Origin of the sequence: Pedobacter sp. 22163 (assembly GCF_052045595.1) — a bacterium.
Lineage (GTDB): Bacteria > Bacteroidota > Bacteroidia > Sphingobacteriales > Sphingobacteriaceae > Pedobacter.
In genome coordinates this window covers 306,930-332,027 of the sequence record NZ_JBQEPM010000001.1, presented here as the reverse complement: position 1 = coordinate 332,027, position 25,098 = coordinate 306,930, and the positions used below count along the sequence as shown (strand labels likewise).

The window sequence follows — 25,098 nt, the reverse complement described above, 5'->3', positions numbered from 1 at the left end:
TTTCAGAGGAAGGATTTTTCATCCTTTCACAGCAAGAAAGTGAAACCCAATATGCAGAAATTTGTAGTAAATGCTGTAGGTTTTATTTGCAGACACTCCTCATACCAAGCAAGAAAATTTTCGTATGCTTTTTAGCCTTGAGCGCAATCTTTTTTACGGTTTATGCTAAGCCAAAAGCGGAACAGCATCAGGCAGATATTGTAATTTATGGCGGGACATCCGCTGCTATAATTGCTGCCGTACAAGCTACCAAAATGGGTAAAAGTGTTATCGTGGTTTCACCCGACCGCCATCTTGGTGGTTTATCATCTTCAGGGCTGGGTTTTACCGATACGGGAGATAAATCCGTAATTGGTGGCCTCGCCAGAACATTTTATCAAAAGGTTTATCAGCATTACCAGCAAGCTAGTGCCTGGAAATGGCAGAAAAAAGAAGCGTACGGTAACAAAGGACAAGGTACACCTGCTATTGATGGAACGGACCGAACTATGTGGATTTTCGAACCTCATGTTGCTGAGCAGATTATGGAAGATTTTGTTAAAGAAAATAAATTAAAAATTTACCGAAATGAATGGTTAGAGCGAAAACAGGGTGTAAAGATGAAAGATGGTAAGATTGTCAGTATCAAAACCTTATCTGGCAAAATTTTTAATGCAAAAATGTATATCGATGCTACTTATGAAGGCGATTTAATGGCTGCAGCTAAAGTAAGCTACCATGTGGGCAGGGAAGCGAACCATACCTATAACGAAAAGTGGAATGGGGTACAGGCCTTGGTCTTTCAGCATGCACATTATTTTAAAAATAATATCGATCCCTATAAAATTCCCAGAGATAAAACAAGCGGCCTGTTGAAGGGTATTTCTACTGATCAACCTGGGCCAAATGGAACCGCTGACGATAAGCTTCAGGCGTATTGTTATAGGATGTGCCTGACCAATAAAGCCGAAAACAAAATAGAGTTTCCAAAACCGGAACGCTACAATGCCGTGGATTACGAATTGCTGTTAAGGGTGTTTTATGCTGGTTGGGACGAGCTTTTTAATAAATACGATCCTATTCCGAACCATAAAACAGATACCAATAACCACGGACCATTTAGTACCGATTTTATTGGAATGAATTATGCCTATCCTGAAGCAGATTACATAAAACGGAAAGAAATTATCAAAGCTCACGAAAATTATCAAAAAGGATTAATGTACTTTATGGCCAACGATCCAAGGATGCCCGAAAAAATTCAGCAGCAGGTTAAAAAATGGGGTTTGGCGAAAGATGAATTTAAGGATAACGGAAACTGGCCCTATCAGCTTTATGTACGGGAGGCGAGGAGAATGATAGGAGATTTTGTGATGACGGAGAACGAAGTTTTGAGCAAAAAAGAAGTGCCAAATCCGATAGGGATGGGGTCTTACGCCTTAGATTCTCATAATGTGCAACGTTATGTTACGCCCGAAGGTTACGTGCAAAATGAAGGTGATATCGGCGTTAAAGCTCCAAGGCCTTACAGCATTTCCTATCAGGCTATCGTGCCCAAGAAAACCGAATGCAAAAATTTACTGGTTCCCGTTTGTTTGTCATCTTCTCATATTGCTTACGGATCTGTTCGGATGGAGCCTGTATTTATGATCCTGGGCGAATCAGCGGCCACAGCTGCGTCTTTAGCTATCGATCATAAAATCAACATTCAGGATGTAAACTACAATGAATTAAAAAACTTGTTGTTAAATCAAAAACAGTGTTTAACTTTAACTAACTAAAACGATTTATTAAGTTAGTAGGAATTAAACTGACCAAATAAATCTTCACAGAAAGAAACCCAATTAAATATGAAAAAACACCTATCACTGTTCATTTTTTTGCTGTTGTTCACCGTAAAACTTTTTAGCGCACCAATAGTTTTATTATCCCCCGATAAACGGATCAAAATATCGGTAGCCATTAAAGATAAAATTGGCTATGCGGTTACCTTTAATGGCGATCCTTTTTTGGCCAGTTCGTACTTACAGCTAAACCTGGATCAGGCGAAACTTGGTGCAAATCCCAAATTGTTGAAGAAAATATTTTCTTCGGTTAATACCAGTTCAAATCCAATTGTTCCGCTTAAAAATAGTACTGTACTAAATCAGTATAATTTATTGCGATTGGATTTTAAGGGCGATTTCAGTGTGGAGTTCAGGGCTTATAACGACGGAATTGCTTATCGTTTCATCACCAATAAAAAAGACTCTATCATTGTAAACAGTGAAGATGTACATCTTAATTTTAACGATCCGGTTAAAGCAGCTTATTTAGAAACAGGTGGTTTTAAAACTTCCTATGAGATTTTATACCGTCAAAACGAGCTGGGAAAAGTGAATAAAGAGAAGATGAGTGTATTGCCAATATTGTTTAATACAGGAAAATATAAAGCACTTTTATCTGAAGCAGATCTATATGATTATCCTTGTTTGTTCGTAAAAGCGACTGATGATAAAACAGTTGATGCCATTTTTCCAAAGGTGCCATTGGCTTTTGGAGAAGATGGAGACAGAAGTCAGAAAATTTTAAAAGAAGCTGATTATATTGCAAAAACAGCTGGCAAAAGATCATTTCCATGGCGTTTTTTGGTCATTACCGATAAGGATACCCAGTTAGCTGCGAACCAAATGGTTTATAAATTAAGTACACCCAACCAGTTGCAGGATACCAAATGGATAAAACCTGGCCAGGTTACGTGGGAGTGGTGGCACAATGCGTACGTTTATGGAGTAGATTTTAAATCGGGTTATAACCAGGATACCTATAAATATTATATCGATTTCGCTTCAAAGTTTGGTATTCCATATATTATTATGGATGAAGGCTGGGCAAAAACAACACTTAATCCTTTCGAACCTAATCCAACCATTAACCTGCAAGAGTTAATTGCGTATGGTAAACGAAAAAATGTAAAAATTGTACTTTGGTTTACCTGGCTGGCAGTCGAAAATAACTTCAATATTTTCGAAACCCTGGAGAAATGGGGAATTGCAGGAGTGAAAATCGATTTCATGGACAGGAGCGATCAATGGATGGTAAATTACTATACCCGCGTGGCTAAAGAGGCGGCTAAACACCATATATTGGTCGATTTTCATGGTGCATTTAAACCAGCTGGTTTAGAGGTAGCTTATCCCAATGTGCTCTCTTATGAAGGCGTTATAGGTATGGAACAAAATATTGGAGGCGGTTTGGCCACGCCGAACAACAACTTATTCCTTCCATTTTTGCGTAATGCTGTGGGGCCGATGGATTATACGCCTGGGGCCATGCGTTCGGCACATAAAGAGGATTATAAACCTAGCTGGGTAAATACCATGAGCATTGGTACCAGGGCGCATCAGCTGGCCATGTATATTGTTTTTGAAAGTGGTTTTCAAATGTTGGCCGATAATCCTTTTAACTATTTAAGAGAGCCCGAAACCACTTCGTTTATTACCAGCGTTCCCGTAACCTGGGATGAAACTAAAATTCTGGATGCAAGCGTTGGCGAATATATCGTTACAGCCAAACGTAAAGGTGAAAAATGGTTTATTGGTGCTATGGGCAACGATCAAAAACACGACTTGAAAATTGAAACCGGTTTTTTGAAACCAAATACAAATTACCAGATCACCCTGATCAAAGATGGCATCAATGCCGATTTTCAGGCAATGGATTTTAAACGTATCGTAAAACCAATTAAAGCAGGAGAAACAATCGATATCAATATGGTAAAAGACGGTGGTTTTGTTGCTGTAATCGAGCAAGTTAAATAACAAAATTAATGTTTTTGTTGAAGGAGCTTATCAGTTAAATAAGCTCCTTTTTTATTGGGATGAAGTAGCAACTATACCAAAGGATAGCGCTATCCTCTGGTATAGTAATAGCTTTTTGATACTTCGTATCTATAATTTTGCCAGACATAAAAAGGCAAAAAAATGAAAATATTACATCTTATATCAAGCCCAAGGGGCGAAGCATCTTTCAGTATTAAATTGGGAAATGCGATTGTTGAAAAATTACAGGCTGCAAATCCGGGAAGCACTTTAACTACACATGATCTTACCAATACCCCATTTCCACATTTGGAAGAGGTACACATCAATTCTTTTTTTACACCGCAAGAAAATCACACGGCAGAATTTTCGGAAGCGATAAAACATTCAAATGAGGCCATTGCCGAACTTAAAGATGCTGATGTGATTGTAATTGGTGCGCCGTTGTATAATTTCGGTATTCCTTCTACTTTAAAAGCATGGATCGATCATATTGCACGTGCCGGTCAAACCTTCAGCTACTCAGAAAAAGGCCCCGAAGGTTTGGTAAAAAACAAAAAAGTATATCTGGCGATTTCTTCCGGAGGTGTGTATTCAGAAGGACCGATGAAACCTTATGATTTTACAGAATCTTATCTAAGATCGGTTCTTGGTTTTATGGGTATGACTGATATTACTGCATATCGAGCAGAAGGCCTAAGCATCCCAGATTTAAAGGATGTGGCTTTGGATAAAGCAATCGAAAGTATAGCCATTTAAGTGGTTTATTAGCTCATTGGTCATTAGTTCTTTGGCAAATTGGTTGATTGTTCAAATCGACTAAGGACTGGGAACTAATGACTTTGGACTAAAAAATTATGCTACTAAATATTTCTCAACCCTACTTGCAAAATCATTCAGATCGAATGGTTTGTTGATGAAATCTTCCGCATCACATTTGGCCTTAACTGTGTTCAAGTGGTTATTAGCCGACATCATCATGACCGGAATATCATGTGTTTTAATATTTCGCTTTAGGGTATTGCAGATATCCAGGCCATTTCCATCAGGCAACATAATATCAAGAATTACCATATCTGGCAGGTGTTTGCTCATTTGAAACCAAAAATCGTTGGTGTTAGGGCAGGTCTTTACCTCGTAAAGTTCTTCGATCAATAAAAATTCGATGATTTCCCTGATACTTGGATTGTCTTCCACTACATAGATGCACTTTTTCATAAGCTCAACTTTTGTTATATAGATAACTAGTCTAGCTATCAGATGTTTAAGATAGTTATGCACAATACTGGAGTTATTAACCTTTTGATACGCCGTGTCATGCGTTTCTATAATTTTTGTGCTGACTAAAAAAAATATAAAAATAAATTTTGATACTAATTTTTTTAGTATAGATTTGCTTTTGAAGAGACAGGATACATCATAAGTAATCTGATGTATTTAATTGATGATTTTAAACAAAAAGCTTCTTGCTTGGTTTGCTGATATATTTATTTTTTTCTATGACCGTTACCGTTTTAGCCATATTCGAAACAGATTTTAGACCAGATCTTTCATTAGGTAAAATCATGAATGAAAGACTGAGGATTGCTGCTGCAGATCTGCAGGATATTCATTTACAACATTTACAGGCCATTGGGCAACGTAGTGATGATTTAGTGGTATATATAAGTTATAACCCCAAATATAAAATAAGATGGCGTGTTGTTAACGATGTGCCAGAGGATGTAGAAAATTTTGTAGCCCAAACCTGCGGTAATTTAGGTTATATCCATTGGAAAACAGCTTCTATTAATGTTTTTAAAGGGAGTGAATAAAAAAAGACTTCTATCGTGTATTTTATTGCGGTCGTCATTCTCGCGTAAGTGGGAATCTTAATTCGATAAACTTACTTTTATGATGGATCTATTATAAAAGTTTAAAATAAGTAGATGGTATGAAGATGCTGAACTAAATCCGATAGCTATCGGATCAGCATAATGAATCGTCTAGTTATAACCTGATAATCAAATAAAAAAACGAGTTACCATTGGCAACTCGTTTTTTATTAGAAGGTAGGGGACGTTAAACTAAAAATCCTCCGCCCAATAAATCATTTCCTTCGTAAAATACCGCCGATTGTCCTGGTGCAATTGCTGAAACATTATGGTCGAATACCACACGCATTTTATCTTTTTCCTGAACAATTGTACTTAACATACCTGCATCTTTGTAGCGGATTTTGGTAATCACATCATTCATTGGTTCTTCAATGCTTGCATATTTTATCAGGTTAATGTTGCGTACCATGGCTTCGCGGCGTTCAAGCTCATCAGCTTTACCCAAAACTACAGTATTGCTTTCTGGCAGAATCTGCGTTACAAACATGGGCTCGCCAAAGGCAACGCCTAAACCTTTACGTTGGCCAATCGTATAAAAAGGATAACCTTTATGTTGCCCAACAACCATTCCATTACTTAAAATGAAATTTCCGCCGGCTACTCTGTCTTCTAAATCTTCTACTTTATGTTTTAAGAAAGCCCTGTAATCGTTATCAGGTACGAAACAGATTTCGTAACTCTCCGATTTTTTGGCCAGTTCCTCTTGCCCCATATCTAAAGCCATCTGTCTGATATCAGATTTTGCAAAGCTGCCCAACGGAAATTTAGTTCGCGAAAGGTTTTCTTGCGAAACGCCCCAAAGTACATAAGATTGATCTTTATTTTCGTCTTTTCCTTTCGAAATTACATAACGGCCGCTGTCTTGCTGACGGATGTTAGCATAATGACCGGTTGCAATAAATTCGCAATCGAGTTTATTGGCACGTTTTAAAAGCGCTTCCCATTTAATGTGTGTATTGCATAATACACATGGGTTGGGAGTTCTTCCGGCAAGGTATTCATCAACAAAATTATCGATTACATAATCGCCAAATTCATCCCTGATATCAAGGATATAATGGGGGAAGCCATAGTTTACGGCAAGCGTACGGGCATCATTGATACTATCTAATGAGCAACAGCCGGTTTCCTTACTGCTACCACCAGAAGTAGCATAATCCCAGGTCTTCATGGTTAAGCCAATAACCTCATAACCCTGCTCATGCAACATTACAGCCGCTACCGAACTATCAACCCCGCCACTCATGGCAACCAGAATTCTACCGTGTTTACTCATCTTAAAAATATTGGATGCAAAAATAAGGTTTATTTAGCTGAAATTATTTAAAGCAAGTCAGTTACTTGTAAAAAGCGGTTGTTAAATTGCTACCGCTTGTTATTTAGGGCGCTAAGGTGATTCAGGTGGCCCAGTAATATCATCTGTGGTCTTTGGCAATAAAAAAGAACTCGCACAAATCTCGTAGGTTTTTAAAACCTACGAGGTTTGAATCATAATAAATTATATCTTCAAGCTTATAAAATGTATTTTTTGTTTTACTTAAACGTTTTAGTGTTATGTTTTATGCATATTTGAAGATAAATTAATACCTTAGAATTTTCAACAAAACAAGCTAAATTTTAAAACTGATATGATTAAAAAAATTATCCTGCCTTGTCTTTTGCTATCGGCCCTGGTTGCATCGGCACAGCAGAATCTGGTGCAGTATGTTAAGCCCATTATTGGTACATCTAAAATGGGGCATACCTATCCTGGCGCAACAGTCCCATTTGGCTCGGTACAGCTAAGTCCCGAAACGGATACTTTATCTTACGAAGTAAACGGAAAATATAATGGCGATGTATATAAATACTGTGCGGGTTATAAATATGAAGATAAAACCATTACCGGCTTTAGTCATACCCATTTTAGCGGTACTGGTCACTCCGATCTGGGTGATTTTCTCATTATGCCTACACAAGGTAAATTACAATTGAATCCTGGTACTGCATCAGATCCGAAAAGTGGTTACCGTTCGGCATTTTCGCATACCAATGAAGTTGCAGAGGCAGGTTATTATAAAGTAAAATTAGATGATGATAACATTACCGCCGAATTAACCTCAACAACGAGGGTGGGAATGCACCAGTATACTTTTCCTAAATCAGATCAATCGCACATTATTCTCGATCTGATGGCAGGTATTTATAATTATGAAGAAAAAACTGTGTGGACTTACGTTCGGGTGGTGAACGATACCCTGATTACCGGTTACCGCCAAACCAACGGATGGGCCAGAACCAGAACCGTTTATTTTGCGATGAGCTTTTCAAAAGCTTTTAAAAGCTATGGACGTAAAAGCTATGATGCCAAACAGGCTTATAGAGGCTTTTGGGGCAAGTTTAACCAGGAGCAGAACTTTCCTGAAATTGCTGGCAAAAAGTTAAAAATGTACTTCGATTTCGATACCCAGGAAGGAGAGAAGATTAAAATTAAATTTGCGCTATCGCCGGTTAGCCAGGAAAATGCTTTGCAAAATATGCGTGCAGAAATTTCGGGCTGGGATTTCGAAAAAGTGAAGGCTCAGGCACAGGCTACCTGGAATAAAGAATTGAATAAAATACAGGTAACTACTTCTAACGATAATAAAATCAATTTTTACACCGCTTTATATCATGCTTTTATCAATCCAACAACCTATACCGATATTAATGGCGAGTATAAAGGTTTAGATCAAGGGATACATAAAGCCGAAGGCTTTACCAATTACACCACATTTTCGCTTTGGGATACTTACCGGGCCCTACATCCATTCTTTAATATTATGCAGCCAAGCCGCAGTAATGATATGGTGAAATCGATGATGGCACATTACGATCAGAGTAGTTTGCACATGTTGCCGATCTGGTCGCATTATGCCAACGATAACTGGTGTATGAGCGGCTACCATAGTGTTTCTGTAATCTCTGATGCGATTATTAAGGGCACTTATAATGGCGACGCGAACAAAGCGTTGGATGCCTGCATTGCAACAGCAAAACACCGCGATTACGAGGGAATTGGCTATTATATGGATAAAGGTTATATCCCGGCAGAAAAATCGGGCATTTCGGTTTCCAATAATTTAGAATATTCTTACGATGACTGGTCTATTGCGCAACTGGCCAAGAAATTAAACCGTATGGATGTTTACGACGAATTTATCAAACGTTCTAACAACTGGAAAAACAACTACGATAGTGCTACTGGTTTCATGAGGCCTAAATTGGCAGATGGTTCTTTTAAAAAGCAATTCGATCCGAAAGATACCGAAGGACAGGGTTTTATTGAAGGAAATAGCTGGAACTACAGTTTCTTTGTTCCGCAGGATCCGGCTTCGCTGATTGAAATGATGGGCGGCAAAAAGAAATTTGCAACCCGTTTAGATACTTTGTTTACCATGCATTTACCCGACGAGTTTTTTGCGCATACTGAAGATATTACCCGCGAAGGTATTATTGGCGGATATGTACATGGTAACGAACCTGCACACCATATCGCTTACCTTTACAACTGGACCGATCAGCCATGGAAAACTCAGGCGCAGATCCGTCACATCTTAAACATGCAATACAAGCCTACTGCTGATGGTTTGGGTGGAAATGATGACTGTGGACAGATGAGCGCCTGGTATATGTTCTCTTCGTTAGGTTTTTATCCGGTAGCACCAGGTTCTGATGTATATTCGTTAGGTAGTCCGTTGGTTAATAATGCTGTAATTAACTTAGAAAACGGTAAAACATTTACTGTTGAAGCCATTAAACAAAGCGATAAAAATGTTTATGTAGAGAAAGTTTTATTGAACGGCAAAGAAATTACCGATCATAAAATCAAACATGCCGATATTACCAACGGCGGAAAGCTTACTTTTTACATGAGCGCAAAACCTAAGAAATAATTTTTCTCATCCCTGTACAAATTAAACCGTTGACTAATTTTAGTTAACGGTTTTTTATTTTAAATGAAAGCTATGTTTAATGCCTGTGGAATTTAAGATCTTTTAACATCTATAATCTAACCGATTAACTATTTTTATTTATTTTAATAGCATGACAAGAATAACGCTCACATTCGCATTTCTTTTATTACTAGGTATACCTACTTTTAGCCAGTTTTCAACCTCTCGTGTTCCAATCACAGAAGTTTTTTCTTCCAACGGAAAATTCTCGGTTAAATCTTATTCGTACGATGATGAATGTCCAACTACCAGAGGCAGATCTATAGTATACAAGGCCGATAAAGTAATGTATGAAATCAACCGTTCATTTGATGTATATACTTTTGACCGGTATTTCTTAACCATTTCGAATGATGGCTCCACAATAGCTTATCTGGCAAATGCGACTTATCATGATGATGGTTTTAAGAATGTTATTATCTATAAGGATGGAAAAAGGGCAGAAACTTATAGTACAAAGGAATTTTCAAGCTGTAATTCTGATGTAGAGAAATGTAATCTGTTTTACGATAATTCGAGTATGGTAATCGATTATCAAAAAAGCAAGCCAGAGCTTGTCGTATTTAAAGAAGGCACAAGTGATGAGGAGAAGTTTTTAAACGAGCAGTATGTGCTTAATTATAATGATGTTGTTTACTGTGTAGATACAAAAAAGATGGTAACGCTATATGATCTTAAAAAGCGTGAAATTATAAAAAAAGTTCCTTTCCGATCAGTTTATGAAAAGCTCAAAAAACTTAAACGCGAGATGCCAAAAACCGATTTTTTCGAATATGCCTATAAATACATTCCAGATTTTGTTATCAAGAAAACCAATAAAAAACTTGCAGTAGAGATAGAAAATAAGACTGGATTAAAGTATGTGGGGACAAACACCAGCGACTTTTATAATTATAAAATATATCGGATCGTTTTAGCGGGCTACCTTACAAAAAGCGGTAATTTTGAAATTGACACACTAAGCTGTGCCAAAGAAATTGATGAAAATAAAATTAGGGCAATAATGACGACCAATACTTTTGATGCCAGTTTTTTGTCGGAAAAAACAGAAAAACAATATTTCAAATTCTTTCTGGGCGGTTTCAGAAACCCTGTTGATTCTTTAGCTAAACAAGAACTTTTGATAGAGAAAGAAGAGCAAAAGAAGGAACGTGCCAAGCGTTTAACATTAGATTCTATTAATCATGTTTATATCCCCGTTAATCTTAACGATTGTTTTCTACAGTTAAATAAAATTTTAAAACCAATTGACAGGGAGATGATTAAAAACTTTAAAGAAAGAAGCGATGTATTGAGCTTACATCATGGATTGGGCATGTGGATCAGGAATAATTGGGGATTATGGGGTGGTTCAAGGTTACAAACTTACTTTGTGCAAAGGGGTTTTTCTGAGCCAGATGGAATGTCCAGTATCATTTTAGGCGAATATTACGGCTGGCTTAAGGGGAATCAGGAAGCTGGGCCCAAATTTGAATTAAAGCATCCCTTAAAGAACTAATGAATAAATAATGCAGTCGCGAGATATGACTAAAGTAAAATCAACAAACTCCCTGCAACAATCAAACCTCCATAAATAAGGTGTTTTCGTATCGATTGGTTCTTTTAAAATCAAAAAGGCCAATAAACTATCCAATTTTGTAGATAATCTGTTTCTGATGAAAATAGAAAATTAAAATAAATTTTGATATCTAAATTATCTATCGTAATATTGCGATATAAAATTATGGGACTTACCAAAACAGAAATTTTCACCGAAGAGCAGAATCAAATGGCAGCGTTATTAAAAGCAATGGCTCATCCTGCGCGGATTGCGATTCTTCAGCGTATCCTTAAATCGAATACTTGTATCTGTGGCGATTTGGTTGAGGAACTTGGCTTAGCTCAGGCTACTATTTCTCAGCATTTAAAAGAACTTAAAAATGCAGGTATTATACAAGGCACTATCGAGGGGGTGAGTATTTGCTATTGTATAGAACCTAAAACCTGGAAGTTATTACAAACACAGCTAGGCAATTTCTTTGCCTCATATAAAGGCGGACAGAACTGCTGTTAAAAATTTTTTACTTAAATCAATCGTTAAATTGCAATATTATGATCAATACATCTTATACAGAATGGAGCAGCTTTAAGGCCGAGCTTCAGCAACATCCAGAATTGGTATTACAGTTTCAATATTCACCAGGTAAATGGGTAAATGCCAATTATCACATCACCGAAATTAAACAGGCACCGATTGTTTCGGTAGACTGTGGAGGTGTGATGAACGCCTGGACCGAAATTATTGTACAGTTATGGGAACCTACTGAAGAAGAAAAGGGTAGGGCCATGCAGGTAAAAAAAGCATTATCCATTATAAATCTGGTAGAAAGCAAACTGCCGTTAAACCCTAATGGAATTGTGAAAATTGAATTTGGCAATTCTGCGTTCGATACGAGGCAGATGTTTCCAGGTGAATTTAAAATTGATGGGGAAAACCTGGTTTTGGATCTTACACCCGATGCTACCCAATGCAAAGCGATTAACCGTGGCGGAAGCTGTGGTACCACCGAAGCCGGCGAAGAATGTTGTGCGCCTGCTCAGCCGATAAAACAAAAAGTCGAACTGGTTAATCTAGTAGCTGATCAAAATAGTTGTTCTCCAGGAAGTGGATGTTGTTAATGATTCAAAATTTATAGGCATGAAAAATGTATTGGTGCTTTGCACCGGAAATAGTTGCAGAAGTCAACTGGCAGAAGGTTATTTGAAACATTTTGCCCAAAACACCGCCAAAATCTACAGTGCTGGCATCGAAGTTCATGGTGTTAACCCAAGAGCAATGAAAGTAATGGCCGAAGATGGAATTGACATTTCAGGCCAAACCTCTAACAATATCGAGGAGTATTTTGATGTGCCTTTTGATTATGTGATTACCGTTTGCGATCATGCGAAAGAAAGCTGCCCGTATTTCCCAACGCAGGCTATAAAACTGCACCATAACTTTCCCGATCCTGCAAAAGCCGTAGGTACCGATGAAGAAATCATGGCCGAGTTTAGAAATACAAGAGATCTGGTGAAGGTTTACATGAAAGATTTTGTAAACAAAAACCTAAAACGCTAATATGTCAGCAAATATTTGTGCACCGGCAGCTCAAAGAAAAAACCTCAGTTTTTTAGATCGTTATTTAACGCTGTGGATTTTTTTAGCCATGTTATTGGGGGTGGGCTTAGGCTTTTTATTCCCTTCATCAGCGGTCTTGATCAATTCATTTTCGAGCGGGAGTACAAACATTCCTTTGGCCATCGGATTGATCCTGATGATGTATCCGCCTTTGGCAAAAGTTAAATACCAGAATTTAGGCGAAGTATTTAAAAATGTAAAAATATTGAGCGCTTCGCTCTTTTTAAACTGGATAATCGGCCCGATTTTGATGTTTTTTCTGGCCATTGCATTTTTACATGACTATCCCGAATACATGGTTGGCTTAATTATGATCGGCCTTGCCAGGTGTATAGCCATGGTGGTGGTATGGAATGAACTTGCCGATGGGAACCGAGAGTATGCCGCTGGTTTGATTGCGCTGAACAGTATTTTTCAGGTATTGCTTTACAGTGTATTTGCCTATTTTTTTATTACGGTTTTACCACCCGTTTTTGGTTTAAAAGGCCTTTCTGTATCAATTTCCATTGCAGAAATTGCAAAGAGTGTAGGGATTTATCTTGGGATTCCGTTTGTACTCGGTATTATAAGTCAAAAAGTACTGATCAATTGGAAAGGCGAAGAGTGGTTTTATTCTGCTTTTGTACCGATGATTTCGCCTATAACCTTAATTGCCTTGTTATTTACCATTGTAGTGATGTTTAGTTTGAAAGGAGAATTAATTGTACAGATTCCGTTTGATGTACTGCGAATTGCATTACCCTTGGTGATTTATTTCGTGATCATGTTTGTAATCAGTTTTTTTGCGGGCAGGTATTTTGGAGCCGATTATGGCAAAAGTACCGCTATTGCGTTTACGGCAACTGGTAATAACTTCGAATTGGCTATCGCTGTGGCAATAGGTGTTTTCGGTATCCATTCAGGACAGGCATTTGCCGGTGTAATCGGTCCGTTGGTTGAGGTGCCAGCATTAATTGCACTGGTTAACCTGGCGCAATGGTTTAGAAGGCGATATTTTAGAACATAAGATCAACCTTTACTATTGCGAGGCACGAAGCAATCTTGAAGCTCACGCTACTAGCGGTCGTTGTAAGATTGCTTCGTCGGCTGAAAAGCCTTCTCGCAATGACGATTTCTTGCAGCAATAAATCCCTGCTAAAAACCTTTTGTCATTTATATTGAGCTTTATGTAATAAATTAAAACTCGAAATGACGATTGCTCTAGATACTACGCGCCAACCTCATCAAAATTAGTGGCGGTTGCTAAATATTTCCAATTGGCCATATCTCTTTGTACATCTGCAATTTTTGCATCAGCTACCTGATAAGCATCAGGGCCTAAAAATAAATGAAGCGGTGGGTTTTCACTTTTTGAAGCTTCAATAATCACCTCAACTGCTTTGGCCGGATCGCCTGGCTGTTGGTTATTGATGTCGTTTTGGTGTGCCGCTTGCGAGTCGCGTACCTCTTTGTAGGCATCAATTGGTTTATTCGGTACCGCTAATGATCCTTCAGTTAGGAATGCCGTTCTGAAATAACCTGGCTCTACAATTGTTGCTTTGATTCCCATCGATTTTACTTCAGCCGCTAACGATTCGGTAAAACCAACCACCGCAAATTTTGTAGCGCAATATATTCCGAAGCCAGGGAAGTTACCTGAAAAGCCACCGATTGAAGAAATATTGAAAATATGACCTGATTGTTGTTTCCGTAATTGAGGAAGTACTTTTCTGATGACGTTTAACGAACCAAAAACGTTCACATCGAAATTTTGGCGTGATTCTTTATCGCTTAACTCTTCTAAAGCACCCAGCATGCCATAGCCTGCATTGTTTACCACCACATCTATCTGACCAAATTTGCTGATCGTTTGGCTAACTGCGGTCTCTACACTGCTTTCATCGATTAAATCAACAGCTAGTGGCAAAAAGTTTTCGTGTTCACCAACTGCGTTTATTAAATCGCTCAGGCTTCTTGAAGTTGCAGCAACGCTAAGGCCATTGCTTAATAATGTTTTTACTAATGTAAGTCCCAGGCCTTTTGATGCGCCTGTTACAAACCATACTTTCTGATTTTCCATAATGTTTTTGTTATTGAGTTAATTTTTGTCGAAATCTGTTGAAATTGTAATGGCTTTCCAGTCTCTAAATTCCTTCTGTAGTGATTCTAACTTGTTGTTTGCTCTTTGAAAAGCGTCGTTTCCTAAAAGTAAATGAAGGGGTGGATTAGGCATACTTGCCAATGAGATCATTGCAGCAGCAGCTTTCTCGGGGTCGCCGATCTGCTGACCATCCATTTTTAGGTATTTGCTGTGTATTGCCCGCACTTCTTCGTATTCGGCAATTGGATTGGCAGCCAAAATCAACGAATCAGTAGTTAAAAAACTGGTCCTGAATGCACCAGGAGCCACGACAGTCACTTTTATGCCAAATTCTTTTAGATCTTCTGCCGATACTTCTGATAATGCAATTACAGCCGATTTTGCTGCTGCATATACCGCCCAGCCTGTTGCGCCTGCAATACCTGCAATTGATGCAATGTTGATGATATGTCCGGCTCGTTGTGCCCTTAAATAAGGTGAAGCTTTTCTGATGACATTCAGTGTTCCGAAAACGTTAACATCAAAACTGTTGCGTGTTTCTGCATCGCTAAGCTCTTCAATACTACCTCCGATTCCGTAACCTGCATTATTGAAGACTACATCGATTCTTTCGAATTTTGTAATAGTTGTCCTTATCGCATCCTCGACGCTTTGTTCATCGGCCAGGTTAACGGCTAAAGCAAGGAATTTTCCGCTATCATTATTTACTGCTTTTTTAAGTTCTCTGATATTCCTTGATGTGGCCGCAACATATTGGCCGGCATTTAGCAACTGATGAACCAAACTTAATCCTAAGCCCTTTGAAGCTCCGGTAATAAACCAAACTTTTTTCTTGCCCATAGTTTTTTCCTTTTTGTTAAGACAAAATTACAGTGCAAATGAATTCGTTTTATTACGTTAATCAAACTTATGATTACGAAATTCAAACAATTCGGTAAGAAGTAGGGGTGTGGTTAGTTAGTTTTTTGAAAAAGTTATTAAAATGTGTAGGCTCTTCAAAACCGAGGCAATAACCTATTTCTGATATATTCCAGTCGGTATGCTTGAGTAAGGCTTTAGCTTCACTTAATAAACGCTCAGTAATATAATGTGTAGTGGTTTTGCCAGTGGTTTCTTTAATTGCACGGTTTAAGTGGTTTACATGCACCGAAAGTTGCGAAGCATAATCTTTTGCTGAGCGCATGGTAAGCCTTTGCGTAGTCGTTTCGATGGGGAATTGACGCTCTAATAACTCCGTAAAAACAGAAGTGATCCTTGTATTGGCATCAGTATGTTTAAATAGTGTTTCAGATGGTTGTGTTTTTAGCGCAAAGTGTGTAATTTCAGTAATATAGTTTCTGAGCAAATCATATTTATAGATGTAATCCGTATTGATTTCCTCGAACATTTTATCGAAAATGCTTTCTATTTGAGCGTCTTGTTTTTCATTTAAAATATACGCTGGTTTCCCGCCGGGTACAAACATGGGTAAATCACCTATGTTTCCACGGATCTTTTCAGTAAAAAAAGCTTCGGTAAAAATGCAGAAATAACCTGTCACCTCGCTTTGTTTACCACTGGCCAGTTCCCAGGTATAAGGTACAAGCGGATTGAAGAAGATTAAAGCGGTTCCATTAATCTCAATGCTTTTGTCGGCATAGTGGTAAACGTTATGTCCGCGGGTAAGGCAGATTTTGTAATAATCCCTTCGGTTATAACTCATTGGCTTATGATCATCCCTTAAACAATCTTCTAACTTGAAAACGTTAAAATGCCCTACGCCGTTCCGTAGGTTGTCTGGTAAGAAACTAAATTTGTTCTGGTAAAAATCTTCAATGGTTTCTGGCTTATTCATAAAATCAAAGTTACAAAATTCAAACCTAAAATAAATTGATGTAATTAAAAGGAGATTTCGATGATAAAAATATTTGGATTAAATATACCGATTGGTATATATTTGCATCATCAATTTAAAAGAACATGACCAAGGCCGAAAAAACGAGAAATTTCATTGTAGAGAAAACGGCGCCTATTTTTAATATGAAAGGTTATGCAGGCACTTCTTTAAATGATATTACTGCTGCCACAGGCTTAACCAAAGGCAGTATTTACGGTAACTTCGCTAATAAGGATGAAGTAGCGCTGGCGGCTTTTGATTATAACCTTAAAAATGTTTCATCAAGGATAGATGCTGACATGAACAAACAGGTCAGCGTAAAGGATAAGCTTTTGGTATACATTAATATTTACCAAAAATTTATCGATGGTACAGTGTCAGAAGGAGGTTGTCCTGTTTTAAATACTGCAGTTGACGCTGATGATACCCATCCCGAATTGCGGGAAAAAGTTTTGAAAGCAGTTTTAGGCTGGAAAAATAAAATTGCTAAACTGGTTGAATCAGGTATTTCTACTAAAGAAATCAATGCAGATCACAATCCAGAGCAAGTTGCGTTAACAATTATTGCTATAATAGAAGGTGGCATCATGATTTCGAGGTTGACCGCAAAACCTGCACATTGGAATTTAATTATGGATTCGTTAAAAAAATATATCAATAGCCTCAGCTAAAAATTTTTAAACTAAAATATACCGATTGGTATTTTATTATGAAAAGAACCAGAACAATAACTTGGGAAGACCCAATGAAAGGAGCGAAGGAAGCTATGCAGATGGATGGTGTTGATTATCTGCAGGCCATGAGCGATCATAAATTTCCGCTGCCGCCATTATTACATACCTTGGATTTTAGTGTAAGCCTGATCGAAAAAGGCAATATTGTTTTCGAATTTACACCTCAGGAGTTTCATTACAACCCAATTGGCACTGTACATGGCGGGGTAATCACTGCTATTTTAGATTCGGCCATGGGCTGTTCGGTCCATTCGCTTTTACCTGCCGGAAAAGGATATACCACTTTAGAGCTGAAGGTAAATTTCCTGAAAGCCGTTACCATCCAAACCGGGAAACTCAAAACCGTAGGGAAGGTGATCAACCTTGGTGGACGTACCGCCTTGGTAGAAGCGCAATTAATTGATGAAAATAATAGCGTTTATGCTCACGCGGTGAGCACTTGTTTAATCTTAAAATTTTAAAAAAAACATATAATGAAAACTTCACAAAATACCGTTTTATTGATCGGCGGAACAGCTGGTATCGGTCTAGAAATTGCAAAACAGTTAACTGCTTTAGATAATCATGTAATTATTACTGGTAGAAACCAGGAACGACTAGATGCAGCTGCTGCATCATTACAAAATGTAACCACCATTCTTTCTGATGTGAGCAAGGCTGAGGATGTAGATCAATTGGTAGCCCGCATCAAAGCCGATTTTCCTCATTTAAATATCGTGATCAATAATGCAGGGAGAGCAATCCTGTATAATTTAGCTGACCCCAATCAGGATGCTTTTGCCAATGCAGAAGATGAAATGTTGACCAATTATTTATCGATTATCAGGATCAATCAAAAATTGCTGCCTGTTTTAAAAGCACAGCGCGAATCAGCTATCGTAAACGTTTCATCTATTGTGGCTTATGTTCCTGGAGTTACATTGCCAACTTATGCAGCCAGTAAAGCTGCACTACATTCTTACAGCACTTCGTTAAGGTTAAGTTTAGAAGAGACTGCTGTTAAGGTTTTTGAATTGATGCCACCACTGGTGGATACCGAATTCTCAAAAGAAATTGGCGGTCATAACGGCATTAAACCATCTGTTGTTGCAGAAGACCTTTTAGCTGCTTTGGCCAATGATGAATTTGAAATCAGGGTGGGCGATACCGCTAAAATTTACGAATTGTTCAGACAGTCGCCGGTTGATGCCCTGGATGTGATGAATGCCAACAGAAAATCCTGGGTTGATTCAGTACAGAATTAAAAAATATAGCAGGGATGAAAAAGAAGCTAGCATTTGCATTTATTATGGCGGTTTTTACTACAGGAATAGTTACTTTCGCGGCCATAAGTGTTAATCTTGGATTTACAGCGATCTTTATGAAAGTTTGGTTAAAATCATGGGGTATTTCTTACATTGTAGCCATCCCTGCTATATTAATTATTGCCCCACGCGTACAATCATTGGTCGATTATTTATTCAAGAATATTGACTAAAAATTATTAAAATGAAAAGAGTAGTAGTAACAGGTTTAGGTGCTATAACGCCACTTGGTAATACCGTTGAGCAATTCTGGCAACAGATATTGGCCGGAAAAAGCGGCATCGGTCCCATTACAAAATTTGATGCCAGTAAATTCAAAACCCGCTTTGCGGGCGAAGTAAAGGATTTTAATCCTGAAGAATACCTGGAGAAGAAAGAAATTAAAAAGTACGACCTTTTTACCCAATATGCAATCGGCTCGAGCGATCAGGCGATAAAGGATGCAGGATTAGATTTTACTGCAATGACCGATGATCAATTGGCCGAAGTTGGTGTAATCTGGGCAACGGGAAATGGTGGGATCGGTACTTTTGAAGCGCAGTTGGAAGAATTTCATGCAGGTGATGGAACACCAAGGTTTAATCCTTATTTCATTCCAAAAATGATTGTCGATATTGCCGCAGGAGCAATTTCCATCCGCCATAAATTGCGAGGACCAAATTATTGTACCGTGTCTGCTTGTGCATCATCTAATACTGCCATTATCAATGCTTTTGATACCATTCGTTTAGGGAAAGCAAGTGTAATGATTGCTGGTGGTTCTGAAGCGGCGTTAACCAAGTCTTCTGTAGGTGGCTTTAATGCCGCTCAGGCTTTATCTAAAAACAACGAGGATCCACAAGGGGCTTCTAAACCCTTTGATGCCGACAGAGATGGTTTTGTGATGAGCGAAGGTGCAGGGGCATTGGTGTTGGAAGATTTAGAACACGCTTTACAACGTGGTGCCCACATTTATGCCGAAATTATTGGTGGTGGAATGGCCGCTGATGCATATCACTTAACGGGAACTCCTCCTGATGGGATTGGTGCGGCTTTGGGTATGACAAAAGCTTTAAAAGATGCTGGAATTAGTGCAAATAAAATCGATTATATTAATGCACATGCCACTTCAACTGGGTTGGGTGATTTAAGTGAATTACAGGCGATTAACACTTTATTCAATGGTTTGCCAGTCGTAATTGGTGCAACTAAATCAATGACGGGTCATTTACTTGGTGCTGCAGGAGCGGTAGAAAGTGTAATCAGTATTTTATCGATCAGAGATAATGTGGTGCCGCCTACTATTAATACCAAAAATCTTGACGAAAACATTCCAAAAGGATTGAATTTTGTGTTGGGAGAAAGTATTAAAAAGGAGATCAATTATGTTTTAAATAATACATTTGGTTTCGGTGGCCACACCGCGAGTACTATTTTTAAAAAGTATGAGGCTTAGTCAGATTTTATAGATTTATTACAAAGTGCCTGGTTAATCGCCTGGCACTTTTTTTGTTTCATGTAGGCTTAAATCGTGTGTCATCTCGACTGGAGTGCAACGAAATGGAGAGATCTGTTATGTGAGATCTTACAATGGTCTTAGCGTCTCGCTAAGGCCTAATAATTTTCTGCCACGGAAACATAGAAGCACGGAAAATGTAATAAACGGTCTTCGATTACGCTCAGACCGACAATCGCTTTTGGTTATGCCAATGGGTTAGAAACCAATGAACCAATGCCTAATGAACTAATGAACCAATTACTTATCCATCAATAAATTAACAAGCTCTTTCAATTCTTCAATTTCCAGTTCTAGTTTCTCTATTCTGTTTTCCAGTTCAGTAGGATCAAATTGTGGGGTGCTTATTGTTTCGGTTTCAGGTTCTGAAGTGGTTTCGGCCTGTTCGCCTAAAAGATGAACAAAACGGGCCTCTTTTTGACCAGCTTTTTTTGCCAGTTGTTTTACAAATGCAGGTTCTTCATCAGATAGTTTCTGAAGCTGTTCTAAAACTTCTTCTATGCTTTCAAATTCATATAATCTTCCCGAATTGCTATTGATTTCACCAGGTGTTAATGGTCCGCGTAAAAGTAAAAGGCAGAGAATGGCCAACTCTGAAGGCACTAGCGGATAAACAATAGCAAGGTTATGTTTGTATTTAGTTGCCCGGCTTGACCCTCCTGTGGCAGTGGAGATTAAACCTTTTATTTTAAGTTGATTTAGTGTTAACGTTATGGTTTCCTCATCGTAATTTACCACCGGATTTCTTGAGCTTTTCTGGTTGCACGCGGCAGTTAAACTGTTCAAAGTCATTGGGTAATAATCGGGGGTGGTGCGGCTTTTTTCTATTAATGCGCCTAAAACGCGTTGTTCTTCTGCTGATAAATCGGGTAGTGGTTTTACGTTGTCCATGTTATAAAAGTATAAATTGGTTGAACATTTTGAAAATTATTTTGTTAATGATTTATTTCTAGTGAGTTATACAAAAATATTACTCGATAGAATAATTCTAAATTTCTGAATTACTATATTCTGAACTTTAGAATTACGAACTTAGGACTACATCCCAATATCCAAATATCCAATTATGAAATCTTCCGATCAGAAACCAAATCAGGGTGATAGCAGGCGCGATTTCCTCAAAAAAAGTTCGGTAATTACAGCCATTGCACTAACGCCGGGTGTTGCGGTTAAAGCAGCTGAAAGCAATGCCGATGAACGTTTCGCTCAACTTTTCGAGAAAATCCCATTAAAACTCACAGTAAATGATAAAGCATATCAAACTACGGTTGAGCCCAGGGTAACGCTTTTAGATTATTTGCGTGAAGAATTACACCTAACAGGCACTAAAAAAGGATGCGACCATGGCCAGTGTGGCGCTTGCACTGTTCATGTTGATGGACAGCGGGTAAATTCTTGCCTGAGTTTAGCCGTGATGAATGAAGGAAAGAAAATTACCACGATTGAAGGGTTGGCCAACGGCGATACTTTGCATCCTATGCAGGCTGCATTTATCAAACATGATGGTTTCCAATGTGGTTATTGTACGCCTGGTCAGATTATGTCGGCCGTGGCCTGTGTACGCGAAGGGCATACCAGTTCGAGAGCAGAAATAAGTGAATATATGAGTGGAAATATCTGTAGATGTGGTGCTTATCCTAATATAGTTGATGCGATTATTGAAGTTAAGGAAGGAGGCGAGAAGGTATGATCAATTTTCAATACTTAAGAACAACCACGGCAAAATCAGCAATTGCCTTATTGGTAAAAGATAAAAACGCAAAATTTCTGGCGGGTGGAACAAACCTGATCGATCTGATGAAAAGAGGTGTTACGGCACCCGAAAAACTCATCGATATCAATCATGTTCCGCTAAAACACATCGAACAGATTGGAAATAAAATCCATATTGGTGCTTTGGCTTCTAATTCGGCAGTTGCAGACAATGCGATGATCAAAGAGAAACTACCATTACTTTCCTGGGCTTTACAGGCGGGCGCATCTGCCCAATTGAGAAATGTAGCTACAGTTGGTGGTAATATGATGCAGCGAACCCGTTGTGGTTATTTTTACGATACCGAAATGCCATGTAATAAACGCCAACCCGGTACTGGCTGTGGTGCCATGGAAGGTTTTAACCGCATGCATGCCATTTTCGGGACTTCAGAAAAATGTATTGCCGTTCATCCAAGTGATATGTGCGTGGCATTAACTGCTTTAGATGCTGAAGTGGTGGTGGCCAGTGCCAAAGGAGAACGTAAGATATTATTTAAAGATTTTCATCGCCTGGCAGGAGATACGCCGCAGTTAGACAATAACTTAAAATCAGACGAAATGATTATCCGCTTAGAAATTCCTATAAATAACCTAGCCAAAAACTATCATTATCTTAAAGTTAGGGACAGGGCTTCTTATGCTTTTGCACTCGTTTCTGTAGCTGCAGCATTTGAGCTCAGCAATAATAAAATTACGGATATTCGTTTGGCAATGGGTGGAGTAGCGCATAAACCCTGGCGTTTAACAGCATCCGAAAATTTCTTAAAAGGAAAAGAAGCCACCTTATCGAATTTTGAACAGGCAGCCCAACTAGCCATGAAGGATGCAAAAGGTTTTGGAGGAAATGACTTTAAACTTAAACTGGCACCCAATACAATAATCGAGGCGTTGAATCTTGCAAAATCTAAAGCTTAGTTATGGAAAAGAGAATTTTAAAAGACGACAACGACCGCGTAGATGGAGTTTTAAAAGTTACGGGGCAAGCTAAATACTTTGCGGAATACGAATTACCAGGTTTAACCTATGGTGTTTTGGTGACCAGTACCATTACCAAAGGAAAAATTACAGCGCTCGATACCAAGGCGGCTGAAAAAGCACCAGGTGTTATTGCTGTGATTTCGCATTTAAATAAGCCATCGGCAGCTGCTTACGAGCAGGAAGGTGGTCCACAGATGAAGATTTTTTATACCGACAAAATTTTCTACAATGGACAGCCGATTGCAATTGTAGTAGCCAATACCTTCGAAAGGGCAACTCATGCAGCTTCATTGGTTAAAGCAACTTATGCTAAAGAGGATTTTAACACCGATTTTGAAAAAGCTTTAAAAGATCCTAAAGCGAAAAAACTTCAAGGTCAGGCCGACTATAAGCGTGGTATAGAAAACGCTTATAAAACAGCAGAGGTGAAGCTCGAAGAAAGATATTTCCTGCCTATCGAAACGCATAATCCGATGGAACTGCACGGAATTATCGCCGATTGGAGGCCAAATAACCAGCTTACTGTTTATGCCAAAACACAAGGCGTAAAAGCTACTCAGGGCACCATTGCAAATGTTTTTAAAATTCCAATGGAGAATATTCAGGTAAATTCGGAGTTTGTTGGCGGTGGTTTTGGTATGGCTTTACGCACCTGGCCGTTGGAAATTGCAACGGTAATGGCTTCTAAACATATTGGTAAACCTGTAAAAGTGGTGATTACCAGGATGCAGATGTTTACCATGGTTGGTAATCGGCCGGCAGCGATACAAACCATTGGTTTGGGCGCAAATAAAGATGGTAAATTAACAGGGATTACACACAGGGCTTATGGTGAAACTTCAACTTATGAGAACTTTACCGAAGGCGTGGTGAATATGGCGAAGTTTATGTACCAATGCGATAACGTAAATACGGCTTATGCCATTGTTCCGGTAGATCTTGGCGTTCCAATATGGATGCGCGGCCCTGGAGAGGCTACAGGAGCTTTTGCCCTTGAAAGTGCTATTGATGAAATGGCACATGCCCTTGATATGGACCCATTGGATTTCAGAATAAAAAACGACCCTGAAACCGATCAGCAGAAAAACAAACCCTTTTCGAGCAAAAACATAAAAGAAGCTTATAAAATCGGGGCAGAAAAAATAGGATGGAGCAACCGGAAAAATAAGCCAGGCAGCTTGATTGAAGGACCATGGCAAACAGGTTATGGCGTAAGTATTGGCGTTTTCAACGCCAATAGAGGTAAAGCTAGTGTGAAGGGCATTTTAAAGGCTGATGGATCGCTGCTTTTGCAAAGTGCAACAAGCGATATCGGCCCGGGAACAGGAACTGGCATGACTTTAATCGCCAATAAACTGCTGAAGATCCCTGTAAATAAAATTACTTTCGAATTGGGTGATTCTTCTTTGCCGCCCGCGCCTAGTCAGGGCGGTTCCGCTACGCTATCTACAGTAGGTTCGGCAGTTAATGATGTTTGTGTAGCGTTAAAATCTGCGATTGCGGAACTGGCTGCAAATTCGAATATGGATGCAACGGCTAATTTTGTTGATGTTTTAAAAAAGAATAATCTTCCGCAAATAGAAGTAACCAAAGAAAGTCAGGGGGGAAAGGAAAGGGATAATTACTCCATGTATTCGTTTTCCATCCACTTTGTACAGGTAAAGGTTCATGAGCTTACAGGCGTAGTAAAAGTGAGTAAAATCGTTTCTGTGGGCGATTCTGGTACCATTGTAAGTCCAAAAACGGCCCGAAGCCAGATGCTCGGTGGTGCTGTTGGCGGTATTGGCATGGCTTTAACCGAAGAATCTATTATCGACCACCGTTATGGAAGATATATCAATAATAATTTTGCCGATTACCATGTTCCGGTAAATGCCGATGTGCCAGAAATTGATGTTAACTTTATCAATAAACCCGATCCTTACATTAATCCGATGGGTGCAAAAGGAATGGGTGAAATTGCATTGATCGGTTTTTCTGCCGCTGTAGCCAATGCTGTTTTTAATGCTACCGGAAAAAGGATCAGGACATTGCCGATTACGCCGGATAAGATACTAGTATAATTATTTCGTTCAAATCCAGAGAAGTC

24 protein-coding genes are annotated in these 25,098 nt (G+C 38.8%); 18 read left to right on the top strand and 6 right to left on the bottom strand.

Going from position 1 to position 25,098, the window contains the following annotated elements:
* Nucleotides 1–137 precede the first annotated feature (137 nt).
* The 3 genes from ACTJKN_RS01465 (at nt 138) to ACTJKN_RS01455 (ending at nt 4,538) form a co-directional block, all read left to right on the top strand.
* Complete coding sequence (locus ACTJKN_RS01465) at nt 138–1,760, top strand: FAD-dependent oxidoreductase (RefSeq protein ID WP_440822022.1); 1,623 nt, start codon at nt 138–140, stop codon at nt 1,758–1,760.
* 69 nt (nt 1,761–1,829) lie between these two features.
* Complete coding sequence (locus tag ACTJKN_RS01460) at nt 1,830–3,779, top strand: glycoside hydrolase family 97 protein (protein WP_440822021.1); 1,950 nt, start codon at nt 1,830–1,832, stop codon at nt 3,777–3,779.
* 162 nt (nt 3,780–3,941) lie between these two features.
* Complete coding sequence (locus ACTJKN_RS01455) at nt 3,942–4,538, top strand: FMN-dependent NADH-azoreductase (RefSeq protein WP_440822019.1); 597 nt, start codon at nt 3,942–3,944, stop codon at nt 4,536–4,538.
* A 96-nt stretch (nt 4,539–4,634) separates the two neighbouring features.
* On the opposite strand, the gene ACTJKN_RS01450 is transcribed toward ACTJKN_RS01455, so the two are convergent.
* Nucleotides 4,635–4,997 (bottom strand): response regulator transcription factor, encoded by a 363-nt coding sequence (locus tag ACTJKN_RS01450; protein WP_440822017.1) that lies wholly within the window; start codon nt 4,995–4,997, stop codon nt 4,635–4,637.
* Nucleotides 4,998–5,278: 281 nt separating this feature from the next.
* Here ACTJKN_RS01450 and ACTJKN_RS01445 point away from each other — a divergent pair, with 281 nt between their 5' ends.
* The gene (locus tag ACTJKN_RS01445) at nt 5,279–5,593 is read left to right on the top strand and encodes a hypothetical protein (RefSeq protein ID WP_230141584.1); all 315 of its coding nucleotides are present in this window, start codon (nt 5,279–5,281) and stop codon (nt 5,591–5,593) included.
* Nucleotides 5,594–5,840: 247 nt separating this feature from the next.
* On the opposite strand, the gene mnmA is transcribed toward ACTJKN_RS01445, so the two are convergent.
* On the bottom strand, nt 5,841–6,932 hold the full coding sequence (gene mnmA, locus ACTJKN_RS01440) for a tRNA 2-thiouridine(34) synthase MnmA (RefSeq protein ID WP_440822015.1): 1,092 nt from the start codon (nt 6,930–6,932) through the stop codon (nt 5,841–5,843).
* Between the two features lie 352 nt (nt 6,933–7,284).
* Between mnmA and ACTJKN_RS01435 the strand changes: the two genes are divergently transcribed.
* The 6 genes from ACTJKN_RS01435 to arsB all read left to right on the top strand — a co-directional run bounded on the left by ACTJKN_RS01435 (nt 7,285) and on the right by arsB (nt 13,793).
* Nucleotides 7,285–9,570: a GH92 family glycosyl hydrolase gene (locus ACTJKN_RS01435; RefSeq protein WP_440822013.1), complete on the top strand. Its 2,286-nt coding sequence runs from the start codon at nt 7,285–7,287 to the stop codon at nt 9,568–9,570.
* A gap of 151 nt (nt 9,571–9,721) precedes the next feature.
* Entirely contained in the window at nt 9,722–11,128 is a 1,407-nt protein-coding gene (locus ACTJKN_RS01430) for a DUF6794 domain-containing protein (protein ID WP_440822012.1), read from the top strand.
* A 225-nt stretch (nt 11,129–11,353) separates the two neighbouring features.
* Nucleotides 11,354–11,683 (top strand): ArsR/SmtB family transcription factor, encoded by a 330-nt coding sequence (locus ACTJKN_RS01425; RefSeq protein WP_230141576.1) that lies wholly within the window; start codon nt 11,354–11,356, stop codon nt 11,681–11,683.
* A 38-nt stretch (nt 11,684–11,721) separates the two neighbouring features.
* Nucleotides 11,722–12,288: a DUF6428 family protein gene (locus tag ACTJKN_RS01420; protein ID WP_440822009.1), complete on the top strand. Its 567-nt coding sequence runs from the start codon at nt 11,722–11,724 to the stop codon at nt 12,286–12,288.
* Between the two features lie 19 nt (nt 12,289–12,307).
* Complete coding sequence (locus ACTJKN_RS01415) at nt 12,308–12,727, top strand: arsenate reductase ArsC (RefSeq protein WP_440822008.1); 420 nt, start codon at nt 12,308–12,310, stop codon at nt 12,725–12,727.
* A 1-nt stretch (nt 12,728) separates the two neighbouring features.
* Nucleotides 12,729–13,793, top strand: a complete 1,065-nt coding sequence (gene arsB, locus ACTJKN_RS01410) for an ACR3 family arsenite efflux transporter (RefSeq protein WP_440822006.1) — start codon at nt 12,729–12,731, stop codon at nt 13,791–13,793.
* A gap of 201 nt (nt 13,794–13,994) precedes the next feature.
* Here the strand turns inward: arsB and ACTJKN_RS01405 are convergent, their stop codons facing one another.
* The 3 genes from ACTJKN_RS01405 to ACTJKN_RS01395 all read right to left on the bottom strand — a co-directional run bounded on the left by ACTJKN_RS01405 (nt 13,995) and on the right by ACTJKN_RS01395 (nt 16,701).
* A complete protein-coding gene (locus ACTJKN_RS01405; protein ID WP_440822004.1) occupies nt 13,995–14,846 on the bottom strand; it encodes an SDR family NAD(P)-dependent oxidoreductase in 852 nt (283 codons plus the stop codon).
* A gap of 18 nt (nt 14,847–14,864) precedes the next feature.
* Nucleotides 14,865–15,707, bottom strand: a complete 843-nt coding sequence (locus tag ACTJKN_RS01400; RefSeq protein WP_440822002.1) for an SDR family NAD(P)-dependent oxidoreductase — start codon at nt 15,705–15,707, stop codon at nt 14,865–14,867.
* An 82-nt stretch (nt 15,708–15,789) separates the two neighbouring features.
* The gene (locus ACTJKN_RS01395; protein WP_230141565.1) at nt 15,790–16,701 is read right to left on the bottom strand and encodes a helix-turn-helix domain-containing protein; all 912 of its coding nucleotides are present in this window, start codon (nt 16,699–16,701) and stop codon (nt 15,790–15,792) included.
* 125 nt (nt 16,702–16,826) lie between these two features.
* Between ACTJKN_RS01395 and ACTJKN_RS01390 the strand changes: the two genes are divergently transcribed.
* From ACTJKN_RS01390 to fabF, 5 genes are read left to right on the top strand one after another with little or no spacing between them, the layout of a single operon-like run.
* Entirely contained in the window at nt 16,827–17,414 is a 588-nt protein-coding gene (locus ACTJKN_RS01390; protein WP_440822000.1) for a TetR/AcrR family transcriptional regulator, read from the top strand.
* A 38-nt stretch (nt 17,415–17,452) separates the two neighbouring features.
* Entirely contained in the window at nt 17,453–17,938 is a 486-nt protein-coding gene (locus ACTJKN_RS01385) for a PaaI family thioesterase (RefSeq protein ID WP_440821998.1), read from the top strand.
* 12 nt (nt 17,939–17,950) lie between these two features.
* Nucleotides 17,951–18,721 carry an SDR family oxidoreductase gene (locus tag ACTJKN_RS01380; RefSeq protein ID WP_440821996.1) on the top strand — a complete coding sequence of 257 codons (771 nt, stop codon included), beginning with the start codon at nt 17,951–17,953 and terminating at the stop codon, nt 18,719–18,721.
* Nucleotides 18,722–18,735: 14 nt separating this feature from the next.
* Entirely contained in the window at nt 18,736–18,954 is a 219-nt protein-coding gene (locus ACTJKN_RS01375; RefSeq protein WP_440821994.1) for a DUF2798 domain-containing protein, read from the top strand.
* Between the two features lie 11 nt (nt 18,955–18,965).
* A complete protein-coding gene (gene fabF / locus ACTJKN_RS01370) occupies nt 18,966–20,216 on the top strand; it encodes a beta-ketoacyl-ACP synthase II (protein WP_440821993.1) in 1,251 nt (416 codons plus the stop codon).
* 300 nt (nt 20,217–20,516) lie between these two features.
* Here the strand turns inward: fabF and ACTJKN_RS01365 are convergent, their stop codons facing one another.
* The gene (locus ACTJKN_RS01365) at nt 20,517–21,167 is read right to left on the bottom strand and encodes a YceH family protein (protein ID WP_440821991.1); all 651 of its coding nucleotides are present in this window, start codon (nt 21,165–21,167) and stop codon (nt 20,517–20,519) included.
* 175 nt (nt 21,168–21,342) lie between these two features.
* Here ACTJKN_RS01365 and ACTJKN_RS01360 point away from each other — a divergent pair, with 175 nt between their 5' ends.
* The 3 genes from ACTJKN_RS01360 to ACTJKN_RS01350 are packed head-to-tail and all read left to right on the top strand — an operon-like array spanning nt 21,343 to nt 25,072.
* Entirely contained in the window at nt 21,343–21,966 is a 624-nt protein-coding gene (locus ACTJKN_RS01360) for a (2Fe-2S)-binding protein (protein WP_440821990.1), read from the top strand.
* Nucleotides 21,963–22,946, top strand: a complete 984-nt coding sequence (locus ACTJKN_RS01355; RefSeq protein WP_440821988.1) for an FAD binding domain-containing protein — start codon at nt 21,963–21,965, stop codon at nt 22,944–22,946. Before ACTJKN_RS01360 ends, ACTJKN_RS01355 begins: the two co-directional genes overlap by 4 nt.
* Nucleotides 22,947–22,948: 2 nt before the next feature.
* Nucleotides 22,949–25,072 carry a xanthine dehydrogenase family protein molybdopterin-binding subunit gene (locus ACTJKN_RS01350; protein ID WP_440821986.1) on the top strand — a complete coding sequence of 708 codons (2,124 nt, stop codon included), beginning with the start codon at nt 22,949–22,951 and terminating at the stop codon, nt 25,070–25,072.
* Nucleotides 25,073–25,098 lie beyond the last annotated feature (26 nt).